This window comes from Sphingobacterium wenxiniae, from assembly GCF_900116225.1.
Lineage (GTDB): Bacteria > Bacteroidota > Bacteroidia > Sphingobacteriales > Sphingobacteriaceae > Sphingobacterium > Sphingobacterium wenxiniae.
This window is the reverse complement of sequence record NZ_FOZZ01000015.1, coordinates 16,193-31,311: the sequence shown is the minus strand read 5'-3', so window position 1 is coordinate 31,311 and position 15,119 is coordinate 16,193. Positions and strand designations below refer to the sequence as shown.

General features: G+C 41.5%; 9 protein-coding genes. 2 read left to right on the top strand and 7 right to left on the bottom strand.

Going from position 1 to position 15,119, the window contains the following annotated elements; genetic code table 11:
- The first annotated feature begins 1 nt into the window (after position 1).
- Together BM375_RS15555 and BM375_RS15550 are read left to right on the top strand one after the other, a co-directional pair.
- Positions 2-1,156, top strand: a complete 1,155-nt coding sequence (locus tag BM375_RS15555) for an aldose epimerase family protein (protein WP_093367406.1) — start codon at positions 2-4, stop codon at positions 1,154-1,156.
- Between the two features lie 161 nt (positions 1,157-1,317).
- Positions 1,318-3,165, top strand: a complete 1,848-nt coding sequence (locus BM375_RS15550) for a glycoside hydrolase family 2 protein (protein WP_093367404.1) — start codon at positions 1,318-1,320, stop codon at positions 3,163-3,165.
- Between the two features lie 401 nt (positions 3,166-3,566).
- Here BM375_RS15550 and BM375_RS15545 read toward each other — a convergent pair whose 3' ends face one another.
- From BM375_RS15545 to BM375_RS15515, 7 genes are all read right to left on the bottom strand, one after another.
- Entirely contained in the window at positions 3,567-4,169 is a 603-nt protein-coding gene (locus BM375_RS15545) for a LysO family transporter (RefSeq protein ID WP_093367403.1), read from the bottom strand.
- Positions 4,159-4,434: a LysO family transporter gene (locus BM375_RS15540; RefSeq protein ID WP_093367401.1), complete on the bottom strand. Its 276-nt coding sequence runs from the start codon at positions 4,432-4,434 to the stop codon at positions 4,159-4,161. Before BM375_RS15540 ends, BM375_RS15545 begins: the two co-directional genes overlap by 11 nt.
- Positions 4,435-4,487: 53 nt before the next feature.
- Positions 4,488-6,662, bottom strand: coding sequence for an alpha-galactosidase (locus tag BM375_RS15535; protein WP_212611701.1), 2,175 nt, complete (start codon positions 6,660-6,662; stop codon positions 4,488-4,490).
- Positions 6,663-6,847: 185 nt separating this feature from the next.
- Positions 6,848-8,374: a sulfatase family protein gene (locus tag BM375_RS15530; RefSeq protein WP_093367400.1), complete on the bottom strand. Its 1,527-nt coding sequence runs from the start codon at positions 8,372-8,374 to the stop codon at positions 6,848-6,850.
- 172 nt (positions 8,375-8,546) lie between these two features.
- Positions 8,547-10,418 (bottom strand): RagB/SusD family nutrient uptake outer membrane protein, encoded by a 1,872-nt coding sequence (locus BM375_RS15525; RefSeq protein ID WP_093367398.1) that lies wholly within the window; start codon positions 10,416-10,418, stop codon positions 8,547-8,549.
- A 13-nt stretch (positions 10,419-10,431) separates the two neighbouring features.
- Complete coding sequence (locus tag BM375_RS15520) at positions 10,432-13,887, bottom strand: SusC/RagA family TonB-linked outer membrane protein (RefSeq protein ID WP_244525930.1); 3,456 nt, start codon at positions 13,885-13,887, stop codon at positions 10,432-10,434.
- Between the two features lie 132 nt (positions 13,888-14,019).
- On the bottom strand, positions 14,020-15,102 hold the full coding sequence (locus BM375_RS15515) for a FecR family protein (RefSeq protein WP_093367396.1): 1,083 nt from the start codon (positions 15,100-15,102) through the stop codon (positions 14,020-14,022).
- Positions 15,103-15,119: the final 17 nt, after the last annotated feature.

Genomic DNA, 15,119 nt, shown 5'->3' with positions numbered 1-15,119 from the left:
CATGAAAAGAAACATCCTCCTTTGCCTCAGCCTGGCAGCAGTGTGGAATTTTGCCTGCCAGTCAGGGCATAATACAACACAGGAACAGAAATCTGATACGGTTACTTTAGATTCTACGGCCTTCACTTCGGACATCAATGGAAAGACAGTCACACTTTATACTTTAAAGAACGAGCAAGGTATGACTGTATACCTAACCAATTTTGGAGCACGTATCGTAGGACTTCATGTTCCGAATAAAGAAGGAATACCGACCGATGTAGTTTTAGGTTTTACGAAAGCCAGTGCGTACCATAATCCCGAAGAGCCTTATTTTGGCACTATCGTCGGACCATTTGGAAACCGTATCGCCAAGGGAACGTTTTCGCTTGGAGAGAACACCTATAAACTACCGCAAAATAACGGTGTCAATACTTTACATGGAGGTTTTGAGGGTGTACACTTTGCCATTTGGGAAGCGACAACAATTACACCACGAGCCATTACCTTTGCCTATACCCTCCCCGATGAAAAGGAAGGTTTCCCTGGCAATATAGCGATGGAAGTTACCTATAGTATCCTTCCCGACAACAAGCTGCAGATTGATTACAAAGCTCATACAGATAAGGAAACCATTATCAACCTGACCAATCACGCTTATTTCAATCTGAATGGTGAAGGTTCAGGTACTATCCTGAACCACGAATTGCAACTTTTTGCCGACCACTATACACCTGTGGACAGCACATTAATCCCTACCGGAGAACTGGCCTCGGTTCAAGGATCACCTTTTGACTTCACCGCGACAAAGACAATCGGTCAAGATATAGAAGCCGAGAATACCCAATTGCAATATGGTAAAGGTTATGATCATAATTTTGTACTGAATGGTACAAGGCTTAATGACCTCAACCATGCAGCGCGCATTAAAGGGGAACAATCGGGCATCATTATGGATATTTTCACCCAAGAACCGGGCATACAATTCTATAGTGGCAATTTCATGGCTGATAAAGTGACGCTTAAAAATGGGAAAACGGATAGTTTCCGTACAGGTTTCTGCTTAGAGCCACAGAATTTCCCAGATGCGCCCAATCAACCCAACTTTCCCTCCAGTCGGTTAAAACCCGGAGAAATATATAAAACAAAATCTGTGTATGCTTTTTCTGTGCAGTAGTATCGGCGGGATAGATATTAAGTGTTTGTCGCGCTTCGACTACGCTCAGCGTGACAAATTTTGTGTATCATCCTGAGCGTAGTCGCTGTGCCTCGCCTCTGGCGATGGAAGGATAAACAAATTACTAACAATAAAAACACGATCATTATAAAACGAATACCATGAAAAAAACACTTGTAACACTGACACTACTCTGTTCTACGTTCATACTATCAGAGGCACAAGAATGGAAGCCAGCAGGAGATAAGATTTTAACCTCCTGGGGCGAACAGCTCGATCCTACCAATCCACATTCCGAATACCCTCGTCCACAACTACAACGCAAAGGTAATTGGCAAAATCTCAATGGGCTATGGCAATATACCATAAACAGCAAAGAGCACAACGACATACCAACACAATGGGATGGAGACATCCTTGTTCCTTTTGCTGTCGAATCTGCCCTTTCCGGTGTAGGCAGAAGCCTGAACAAAGACCAAGTTTTGTGGTATCACCGAGAAATAAAAGTGGACAAGAAAGTGCGTAACGGACGCACCTTGCTTCATTTCGGCGCGGTAGACTGGCAATGCGACGTCTACGTCAATGGTCAACATCTTGGACGCCATGAAGGTGGTTTCGATCCGTTCAGCTTTGATATTACCAATGCTTTAAAGAAAGGCGAAAAGCAAGAGATTACCCTTCGTGTATGGGATCCAACCAGTGATGGCCCACAACCACGAGGCAAGCAAATCAATAATCCCCACGGTATTTGGTATACTCCGGTTTCGGGAATATGGCAAACGGTATGGTTAGAGGGCGTACCCGAAACCTATATCGTCCGAACGAAACAGACTCCTGATGTAGATAACGCTCAGCTTCACCTCAGTACCGAAGTAGCACAGGCACAGCCTAACGACCTAATCATCGTCGAAGCTTATGACCAACAGACAAAAGTAGCAGAAACCTCAGCTGCACCAAATGAAGCATTTATCTTACCTATTCCTAATGCGCAGCTTTGGAGTCCGAACTCCCCAAAATTGTACGATCTTCATGTGAAGGTAGTACGTAAAGGAAAAGTCATTGACCAAGCAGATAGCTACTTCGCCATGCGAAAAATCAGCATGAAAAAGGACGGACAAGGCATACAACGCATGTATCTAAATGATGAATTTGTATTCCATTACGGGCCTTTGGATCAAGGCTGGTGGCCAGATGGCTTACATACGGCTCCTTCGGATGAAGCGCTTATATTTGATTTAATCAAAACCAAGGAAATGGGTTTCAACATGATACGTAAGCATATCAAAGTAGAGCCTGCACGTTGGTACCGTCATTGTGATAGCCTTGGGATACTGGTCTGGCAAGATATGCCAAGTGGCGACCTAGACGGCAATATATGGGATATGCACCCTGGTAAAATCCGTTATGGCAAACATGACAAAGACCGTTCCCCTGAATCTGAAGCGATTTATAAAAAAGAGTGGACAAGTATCATGGATGCATTGCACAACTTTCCAAGCATTGTCATTTGGGTTCCGTTCAACGAAGCCTGGGGACAGTTCAAATCCAAAGAGATCGTAGATTGGACAATCCAAAAAGACCCTTCACGCTTAGTTAATGGTGCCAGCGGAGGTAACTTCCTTGCTCCAGGACATATTTTCGATATCCACAATTATCCCGAGCCGGCGATGCCAAGCCCTGAACTGTTCGGTGCAAACTATGTTTTAGCTTTAGGCGAATTCGGAGGACTGGGTCTGCCTGTTGATGGACATACTTGGCAACAAAAGGACAATTGGGGATACCAATCCTTCAAGAATAAAGAGGAATTGAAAAAACGCTATGAAGAGCTTATCAACGACATGAGTAAATTGATTCCGTTGGGTTTGTCGGCAGGTGTATATACACAGACCACGGATGTGGAAGTAGAAACCAATGGTCTGATGACCTACGACCGTAAAGTCATCAAAATTCCGGAAAGCGAACTAAAACGTATCCACGAAAAACTTTATGATAAGAGTTTAGTGAAATAAGAATAACAATCGTCATTTCGATGAGGACATAGGACGAAGAGAAATCTATAGATAGGTCATCCAACTATTAGATTTCTCCTCCTATCGTCATCCTGCTCCCAACCTAAGATAACGTGAGTTCGGTTTAAGCAAACAAACTAAATAATGTCATCCTCTCAGGGTTTCTATTATGATTTATCTAAATATTCTTCAATAATTTCACCACTTCGTGGTTTTTTAAAGTCCGAAGGACTGTTATTATTATACAATAAGATTGATTAATAAATTTTAATCCCGAAGGGATGAAATTATTCTTATCCCGAATTGACGTTAAGGTAGTATGTTCTTACTATTGTCAGATTGCTTCGTTCCTCCATCGCCAGAGGCGAGGCACGGCGCAAAGGACGGTTCTTCATATAGCCTTATACCGAACAAAAGAATGTCACCAAGAAAGGCACTGTTAAATCAACAATAATACCATGGGAAATAGCAATCAGTACATAATCCCGACCGGAATATTGCGTGATAATCGGTAATGTGGTATCCATACTGGTAGCGCCAGCTACGGAAATAGGCGCAAGACGTCCAAACCACCGCAACAATAACGGTGTCGCCAAAAGGGCAATAATCTCCCTCATAATGTTAGACATCAAAGCAATCGTTCCCAAAGCAGCGCCTTTATATTGTGTAATAAAAATACTGGACAAGGAGTAATATCCAAAACCGGATCCCACCGCCATGCTTTCTGCCATTGTCCACTGTGGAAGCAACATACTAACCAGAGCAACACCACCCAATGTACCAACAATAGTTGCCAACGGCACGAACAATATCCGCCAATTCGTTTTACGCAAGGAACGCAAAAGTTCCTTATCATAACCAATTGTCACCCCAACGAGGAACATTAATGCATAAAGTACATAGGTACTGATCTGTTCAGACAAGAATCCCTCGGGAATAACCTTTCCCAAACCGACAATAATGCCCAGCACAAAAAAGCCTATGATGATAAGACTACCCTTCATGTTTCTTGAAAAATAGGTTATATACGAGCTTAGCACAGAGGGCGCTTCCCACTACTGCTCCCAACGTAAGCAATAAAGCCTGCACCCCTAAGGTGTCCAAACTGGACATAATGCGATCATCCTCACCTGCCTCCTTACCCAGCAGAAAAAGCAAGGCATAAATGACCACCATAATGACTTTCCCAGTGTGTTTTAACTTGGGAGTGGATCGCAATAGGATACCCACTCCCACGCCAAATAACATAATTAAGAATACATTTAACATTTCTCCTAATTCAATTTGTCGTTAGATTTTATTTATAAACACTTTAAACTTCATTATTGCACCTTTCCACCAACATTATCATCAACAACCAACCAAGTATAACCATTACCAGGAATGGTCACCTCCAACTCTACTGAAAAATCACGTTCCAGAGGATAGGTTTGCATGTCTTCTCCCTCCGTTCTAACACACACACTTTCTTTCAAGCCAGTATAATACAACGGCAACCGTATTGTACGGATAATAGTTTCAGGTAGCGGATTATACAACATCGCCAAGCCCTTGTGCTTGCTAAAGGCATCCACGTGCAAAATACCATCCCAATCTCTTCCATCGGCCCGTCGCAGATGGATAATATCCGCATTCAAAATATCACGATATTGCTTATACCAGTCGATGACCCCGATAACCATATTCTTAGTTTTCTCGGTATCATACAGACGAGGTCCCCGGTAACAAGCCTGTATCCCAGCCCCATAATATTGTACCATCAGCTGCTTATAATCCTCCAAATGGTCCTCCAAAGGTTCCAATACTGCATCTGGCCCACCCCCGTGATAAGCCGTAAGAGGTACAAAGCCCCAACCCATAGAAGGAATTTGCTCCCATGTCGCATCGTATATATTTTGACGGTTGAGAATACGTTGGTTGGCTCTGGGTAATGCAAAGTTCACTTCCCGATAACCCAATGCTATCTTATTCGTACCATCTAAGAAATACCAATCAGGTGCGTTGACATACACGCCTCTGGCATTTAACCAGTGATACAACTCTTTCTGCATCTGGAATTGATTCCATTGGCTATCATGAAAATCGTGGTGGCCGGGATGACTGGTCGAAGAACATTGATCGCCGGGATAAGGCCCGTCGTTCTCCCAAATATCGAAACCAGTTTCAGCAAAAAATATCTTGATCTTTTCGCTATACCCCTGCCCCCAAACACTCCCAAAACAAGGCGCATTCCCAAAGAAGGCATCACCCGTTTTACCGGTAAGCGGATTGACAACATCATGCTCTTCACTGATTTTTCGCGAACTGAACAAAGAATACCCACCTATCTTTATACCCTGTTGATGGGCATAGTCTGCTAAATTTTTCCAACGCTGCAGATTAGCTGAGGTCGTATCTTCCATGTCGATATGGCTACCAAAGCTTAAAATAAGTGCTTCGTAACCCGTTGTCTTACATTGATCGATAGCTTTACGCACCTGTTCATCATTTTTACTGACCAAATGCATAAATATTGGATTTGACATCGTCCAAGGTGCTATGGTGCGGTACATCTTACGGATAGCCAGTCCTCGTCTTTCACGGTCATAGCTGTCCATCAACAATTCCCAACTACGAATAGATTGTAAAGATTCATTTGGGGAAAGCATGACGCCTACCCCCTTTTCTGGGTAAATAGCAAGTTTAGCAGGAGTATCATAATTATAGTTGACCTGCGAAGTGTAAGCAGTATCTCTTTTCCAGTGCGTCGTCTGGTCACTTAAATGATAGCGCATAGCATTGTTAAAAGCAAAGTTACTTTCTATATAGATGCCGTGCTGCTTCCACATATCTTCCGGACTTCCGACAACCGCACTTTCCTCTTCCACAAGTGCCAGCTCCTCATGTGCGATTTGATTTACGCGGATTGGTTTATTACCCATATTTGTCAGGGTCAGCCATTTGGACAGTAAGGGAATATCATCGTACAGAGCATAATGCACCTCGACCTGTATGTCTTTTAAATTCTCTTGCGTAGAACGATAGTAAAATGTCACTTCCTTACCTTTCGGCAACGTATAGGCAGGAACCCACCAACGTTGATCATTCCAAGGCAATAGTGGTTTTAGTTCTTTGATTTCGTACCTTACAAAGGTAAAATCCGTTGCATCTGTTTGCAGATTGTCCAACCAAGAAGAGAGAAAATAAGCCCGTTCTTTTTGACCATGGAGCCCCCCGATATTATACCAGGCACTATCCAATTGAATCCGGGCTTCAGGCCCCACTGCACGAATAAGTTGCTGCCCTGTAGACTTATTCACAAAATCATAACACACAACATTGGGATATAAATGAAATGTGCGCCTTAATAATCCATTCTGCAGTGTCAGTTCCTTTTTATTGGTTTCAAGAACTTCAGCCCTATATTTACCCTTAGTCAGTAACCAGTCTTCTCCATTTTTTGTTTTTAATATCGGTTGTGCAGAAACTACCGATAAACCAAAAAATATTGCTATCAAAAAAAGGTCTTTAATAAGTTTCATCGTATGAGGTTTCTCTTTAGAATATACAGTTTGTTAGGTTATGCTATAATGCAATTAAAAATACTGAAAACTTTTGTAATCCTAGCAGCAGAAGCCAAAAACGCCCCAATTAATTGGGGCGTAAACTATATATCCTATTTTTAACACAACTAAAACAGTGGTCAATCCTTTAAAAGAATATCATGTGCTTCCTTATCGTCAAATCGTTGGATTTCCTTTTTCAGTTTGGTTTTCATCTTCTTCACAATCCGTTGGTAAGATGGATCGTTGTATATATTGCGAAGTTCCTGAGGGTCGTTCTTCAGGTCAAACAATTCCCAACCCTCAACTCTTTTATAAAAACGAATCAGTTTGTATTGGTTATCCCGCACTCCAAAATGTGGAGAAACGGCATGCTCACCATTTTCATAGTAATGATAATACACTGTCTCTCTGTGTTCTTTCTTTGGATTTTTCAGCGTTTTCAAAAAAGAAATTCCTTGCATATCCTTTGGTTTGCTGACATCTGCAATTTCCAAGATAGTAGGCCCAATATCTGCATTCACGACTTTACTATCCACCTGTGCACCAGCTGGAATTACCCCAGGCCATCGTGCAACCATAGGTGTACGGAACGACTCCTCATACATGAACCGTTTGTCAAACCAACCATGTTCACCCATATAAAAGCCCTGATCGGAAAGATAGACGACCAAGGTATTATCTTCTAAGTAATGAGACTTAAGGTAATCCAACACTCGCCCGATATTTCTATCCATAGACGTTGCGGTATTCAGATAATCAACCATGTACCTTCTGTATTTCCATTCTGCTAGCGCTTTTCCAGAAAGATTATCTAATTTTAACTTTTCATAAATCGGTCGATAATATGCCCAGTATTGTTTCTTTTGCGCATCGGTCATTCGGCTAAAATTACCATCTTTCATCATGTTCTCCCACGAATCGAACATTTTCAGATCGTATCCCATTCGCATATCCTTGTCGATGGACATTTCTTGAACAGCGGCAGCTTCCCGTCCAGCATAGGCATCGTAATAGGTATCTGGCAATGGAATAGAATCCCTATCGTATAATCCAAAATCTTTAGGATCCGGCATCCAAGTACGATGAGTTGCTTTATGACCTATAATCAAACAAAAAGGGTCTTCTGTCCCGATACTATCCAACCATCCCAAAGCTTTATCCGTAACAATATCCGACACGTAGCCTTCTACTCGGGTTTTACCGGTATTGGAAATAAAATCAGGATTAAAGTAGTGTCCTTGCCCGATAAGCACATCATAATAATTGAACCCTTGAAGCTGATGCCCCAGATGTATCTTACCTATCCATGCGGTTTTGTAACCTACTTGCTGCAGGTCTTTGACAAATAGATTCTGGGAAAAATCAAAGTTTGACGTTTCATTATCTTTAAATCCATTTTTATGACTGTATTTTCCTGTAAGTAATGTCGCTCGACTTGGCCCACAAATAGAATTATTGACAAATGCCCTATGAAAAGTCGCCCCCTCTCCCGCTATACGATCGATATTGGGAGTTCGTCCTGTATTGGAACCATATGCGCCAATCGTCTGATAAGCGTGATCATCGGAAATGATAATCACGATATTGGGCTTTTTCTGCTGGGCATGTATTTGTACAGCAATAAAAAGACAGACTACAAAACACGGTATTTGTATTACTCTCATGTAATTCATCTTTGTTCGTTGAGTTATATTAAAGACGTTAAGTTTGTAATGCATAGAGGAATTACCGACATACCTTAAATTTAGAGAAAAATTATAACCTATGGATATTTACAAATAGAAAAAATGCCCAAAATAATATTTTGGGCATTTTTTCATCAATTAAACAGAAGCGTTAATATCCGGGATTCTGTTCGAGTTCAGTATTTCTATTCATCTCGTCACGATGGAAAGATGTGAAGTACATTTTATCGTTCCACACCCTGTTTTCTATACCAGGATCAATAGTATTAACAGCATAGGTATATGTATAGTTATCTTGATCGTATTTATACACAGATACCGATTTCCCAGGCTTTAATTTTCCTTCTATTTTAATGGTTGTCACTTTTCGGCCTAAGGTTTCCGGAGCAATCATCCATCTCCTTACATCGAAGTATCGGTGCTCTTCATAAGCTAATTCGATACGCCTTTCATTACGATAACGAGCCATTAGTGCATTTCCACTATCATTAACAGCGGGCATACCTGCGCGATAACGCACTTTGTTGAGCCACAATCTCGCCTCTGTTTCCTCTCCCAATTCAATACATGCTTCTACATAATTGAGGACTGCCTCAGTGTACCTGAGTAAAGGCCATGGAATAAATTGTCTCGTATTCTGATCGACTATGGCGGGATCTGCATCCACAAATTTACGATAATAATATCCTGTATAAGAACCATTCCAATCTTCTATGGGGCTATTCCGTGTATCCAATCCAAACTGCACAACTTTTACTCCGGAAGCATTTGTTACTTCATATTGACCCGTTTGAATCTGATTATGCGGATCTCTTCCTTTTACATCATCTGTACGAGGTTTCCATTCGGCACCATCATATAATATGGAAGCATAAAGACGAGGATCTCTATTCTGATATGGGGCAGTTTTATGTGCCTCATTTTCCCAATTGAACCTGCTTCCGTCAATCATCTCGTAATCATCGACCAACAATTGTGTTGGCGTATTTCCTGCCCAGTTGTGATAGCCGTTAGGACCGTTATCCCGCCCAACCCAACTGCCGCGCTCATCTTTCAAATCAGAGAAGAAGCGACCTAAGATAAGATCTCTTTTTCCATCCGCATCCGCGACCTTGCTTCCGCCGGCCATAGCAATAGCAATATAATTATTCTTGCCTTGTTCTGCTTCTTCCGCAGCCTCTAAATTAAGTTTATAGCTGTGTTCTGCACGATCAAGAACAGCTTTGCTGGCATCTTTAGCTTTTTTCCAACGATCTGCACGATTTCCAGAGGTATATCCGATATACTGTGGCGACTGATAAACATTGATAACGGAAGATTTGGATTTCGCAGTAGCATTATCATACAGATCACTTGCCGCATAGGTCAATACCCGCGATTTAAGGGCAAGTGCTGCCACTTCGTTTGCCCTACCATCGGTTCTTGCTACACCATCCAATAGAAATGCTGCCGAATCACAATCTTTAACAATAAAATCTACACACTCTTCAAAAGTATTCCGCTCTTTTGCATATCCTTCATCGCCTAATTTATAGACAATATCTATCAGCGGAACCGCACCATGGAGCCTGACCAGTTGATGATAATAATATGCCCGAAGAAAATAGGCTTCACCCAACAATTGATCCGCCAACGCAGGATTATCGAATTTTGGATCGCGCAAATTTTGAATAGCAATATTTGTGGCACGGATACGACGGTACATTTCGTCATATTTGTACGTATCCATAATATATCCCTGTTCGGCATCGTTAACTCTCGCTTCTGTCACGGTGTTAATTCCCCTTCCCGGGTGTGTAAACAATGCTTCATCCGTCATAGAGGCCATTTGTTGTTCATAGAAACCTCCTACACCGAACCCGTTGTAGACTTCAAAGATAAAGGCTTGTGATAATGCGCCGTCACTCCACACACTTTCTTCCGACACCTCCCCAAGCGGTCTGGTATTAACGAAGTCATCATTGCAAGACATCGTTATAGAACCCAGTAAAACTATATATAAAAATTTCTTAAGCTTGCTCATATTCTATAATGTTTTAAAATGAAACCATTACTCCTGCATTTATCAATCTGGCCTGTGGATAGTACTGCCCCAGTTCATTTGTTGCCTCAGGATCTAACACCTTAATCTTGCTCCATGTTAACAGGTTCAAACCACTCACATAAAGACGCAGGTTACTCATTTTCATTTTTTCCAATAGCGACGAAGAGAAGTTATAGCCCAGCTCGACATTTTTCAAGCGGATATAATTTGTACTTCTCAACCAATAGGTATTGTTATACGAGTAATACTGATCACTACGATCCGTAATTCTTGGATGCACATCGCTTGGGTTCTCAATAGACCATCTGTTTTCGTAAAAATCCAATAGATAGTTACCTATTGCACCGGATTCATCCGTTCCTACTCTCAACTCTCCTCCGGTTGCTCCTTGGAATAGGATGCTTAAATCAAAATTTTTGTAATTCAGCCCTAAGTTAATCCCTCCCTGGAATCGAGGGTCTGTATTTCTGTCTCTGCGGACACGGTCATTCGGTGTTATTTTACCATCGTTGTCATAGTCCACATATTTCATATCACCCGGACGTAAATTACCGGTAATCAAGCTATAATCGGTAGTGTTCGCATCGATTGCTGCTTGATCTTTGAAAACACCATCATAGATATAATATAAGCCGGCGTTGATGACTCGACCTGTACTCTGCTGCCAAGCCGGGGCTCCGGGCGCTTCATCCCAGAACACGATTTTGTTTTTTGAATAACCGCCATTAACCGAAATTCTATATCCGAGCTCTCCTATCTGATCTTGCCATCCTACATTGAACTCCCATCCCGAATTATCAACCTTGCCTATATTTTCTGCTGGCAATGTCATCCCTGTGCTTTGTGGTATAGAAGCATTTCTTCTCCAAAGAATGCTGTTTCTGCTATTTTTGAATACATCAAATTCTGCGTTAATTTTTCCACCCAAAAACTGCATGTCCAAACCTAAGTTATAGTTATTTGCTACTTCCCAAGTGATAAAGTTATTCGGCACACGGCTTTCATACAGCGATTTCACGACATCGCCACCAATGATATATGTTCCAAAGGCATACGTCGAGAAATACTGATACTCCTGCAAATCACCATCGTAATAAATATTGTCATTACCCATTTGCCCATAAGAAGCGCGCAATTTCATGTAATTAGCGAAAGGCAGATTGTCCTTCCAGAAGCTCTCTTCGGATAATACATATCCTAACATGACTCCAGGAAAGAAACCATAACGCTTGTTTTCCGGGAACATATAAGAGCCATCATAACGCCACAGGAACTCAGCTATATATTTACTGCTAAAGTTGTAGCCTACACGTCCAAAGTAATTCAAACGGGCACGTTCCCACGCTCCTCCGTCGTTATCTTTCTCGGCATCTCCCCCAGCAAATAAATAATCAATATTGTCTGACAGAAAATAACGTCTGAAAGCGCTGAGATAATCATTGCGGATAGTTTCGCGGTTTACCCCGGCTAATAGGCTGATATTATGATTATTTATAGATTTCTCGTAGTTCAAAACAGCACCCATCAAGATGTTCATCTGATCTTCTTCCATGTGCTGCAAATTAGGCTCTGCGGGACCACGCTTACCTCGTTCTAAGCGAGGTGTTAATCCATCGTCTTCATATCCACCTTGCCAGGTATAGAGATACCAAGGAGTAGTCCATCTCTTTTGTTTTTTCACATACTTATCTACAGATGCAGTTAAGGAAAGCTTTAACCCTTCTACCCACGGATTTGTAATATCGACCTGACCATTGGTCTGTAAATAGTAACGTTTATCATGGTCGTATCCTGTTTGATTAGTCGTAATAACCACGGGGTTCTCACCATGCTCAATATCAGGTCCCGGCATACCATTTGGCCAATAAGCCGGCATCGTCGGGTTTCCACGCATTAACATTCTAAAGATAGTAGCAGCTCCTTTTGTAGGGAAATTTCTATCCTCTTGCCGACCTAAGACACCAAACTGCACTTTGACATAATTATTTATATCAGCATCCAGGTTAATCCTGAAATCATACTGTTTATATCCTGTAGCTGAATTTTTGTAATATCCATCCTGATCTTGGTATCCTAAAGACATAAGATAACGCATGTTTTCAGAGCCTCCATCAATTTGCAGATTATGTCGCTGTTGTTGAGACCAGTTTTTTAATGCTGCCCCATACCAATCTGTATTGGGATGTCCCCATGGATCACTCCCATTTCGGAATAATTCTTTATCTTCCGGAGTGAAAGGCGCTTCCAGATGTCCTCCGTTTGGGCGCTGGTATGATCCTACAGAATTAAATCCTTGCAATGCATTCGTCCATTCGCTCACAGGCAATTTAAAAATTTCCAATTCATTACGAAGCTCCGCATACTTGTTGGCATCCGTTAATTCAGGGATTACGGTAGGTTGAGAAAATCCCTGATTATAACTATAGGACAGTTTTGGTTTACCGGATTTTCCTCGTTTCGTTGTAACCAAAATTACACCGTTTGCTGCCCGAGCTCCATAAATGGCTGCAGACGCATCCTTTAATATGGAGATATTGTCAATATCTGCAGGATTTAAACGATCAAAACCGCCTTGACGTGCAGGTATACCATCAATAACGATAAGTGGCCCGCTATCTCCTAATGTATTTGTACCCCGGATTTTAATATTTGAACCATCATAACCTGGTTCGGCACTGGCGTTAGTAGCAACAACCCCAGGCACACGACCAGCGATTGAATTCGACACGTTCAAAGCCGGGGATTTTCTAAGCTCTTCTCCTTTTACCGCAACCACCGAGCCCGTAATAGTCTCGCGTTTTTGGGTACCATAACCTACGACCACAACTTCCTCCAAATGAGCAAGATCTTCTGCTAACACGATTTGCATGTCTCCCCGCTGAAAAGGAATTTCCTCTGTAAGATACCCGATATAGGAGAACTGCAAAACAACATTCTCATTGTCCACAACTAAGGAGAATTGACCTTCACTGTTGGATAGTGTCGCTCTTTGAGTTCCTTTTTGTGTAACTGATACCGAGGCTATAGGCTGACCTTTAGCATCCCGAATAGTACCTGAGGCCACAAGCTCTTGTGCAAAGCTCTTTTTCCGAACAACGGCACGGTTATTTCCAATAAAGTCCATTGTCAGTTCTCTCTCCTCCAATATCGGTGAAAGTACTTCCTGCCATGGCCTTTCAAAGACATCGACATCATTCACACGGAAATCTTTAATCAGGTTGTCGTTGTAAATAAAGGATACATTGGTTTGTTCTTCTATTGACAACAGTAAATTCTTCAACGTAACCTGTTGATAACGAAATGATACTGTTCCTTGTGCTTTGGATTCATTTGCAAATACACTGCAAGAAAAAGCTATTAAAAAGAATACAGTTAACTTAAACATGAGTAACCATTTTAGGTAATAGGGAATGGGCACATGAAATTCAGCATGTGATTTTTTTTTCATACTTTTAGCGTTTAAAATTAATCAATAGAGCATCCTACTTTCCTACGGCTCGATGCTCAAGGGTTAACATTCGGGGTATATCAGATCAGATATACCCTTTTTTAATTTGAATTAGGTCTATGTCATACTTTTTTATTTTAGATAGATAATACCATTTTCCACTTTATAATTAAATTGCACATCAGTTCTTTGCAACAGGTCAAGTACCTGTTCACAGGTCTGTTCTTGAAAAATCCCTGTAAAAGACTCTTCTTTTAAATTATTATTTACGATAACGATAGTACGGTTATACCATCGTTCCAGTTTCCTCACCACAGATTCAAAGGCATCGCCATTAAATACCAGCTTATTTTCAATCCACATCAGTTCCAATGGCTCTTCATTTTGTATTAAAATCTTTTTATAATCGACAATAGCTTCTGGCGGAGGAGGGGGAAGACTTGGTCTCTGCAGCTTCATCCATCCTTTTTCTTTGGGAGGATGCTGTTTCAGCACTTCTACTTTGTCTCCGGGCTTTAGGACATAATCTTTTCTCCCCTTACGACTGTCAACATGTAATTTTACACTGCCCTCGATCAAGGATGTCTCCGTTCCATGATCCTCGGGATAGGCTTTTACGTTAAAGATTGTGCCGAGGACCTCTATTTCGGCACCCATAGTCTTCACTCGCAACGGTAAATCCCTATTTTTAGCAACAGAGAAATAGGCCTCCCCTTCCAAGGTCATGATCCTGTGTTTTTTACCATATCCTTTTCTTACCCGCAGCACACTCCCGCTATTCAGCCAAATTTCTGTTCCGTCACTCATTCTAAAGAACTTACGTTCTCCTTTGTTCGTCATCATACTCTCCCACTCTACCGTAGTCTTTTCATAATATCGTGCACGCAAAGCAACCAGCACGCCCAAAAGACATATAAAGATAGCTGCGATGGCCATATACCTGTATCTTGAACGTCTTATACTCGGATATTTTTTATCATCTTTTAAAGGAATAAACGGATGCAAATCGTTAGGACAGTTTTTTTCATAAATAATCTCAGCTTCTAACCGATTCTTCTCCGAGTCTCCCTGTCTGATTTTCAGAAAATCCAAAAGTATAGCTTTATCAGAGTCGTTCTTAGCCAACAGCATGAGCTCTTCACATTCAGTAGATGTAAGAGTGCCTTGCAAATGTTTTTGCAATAGATTTAGAAAATGTCTTTCCTCTGTTGACATGGAATATAATTGTGTCT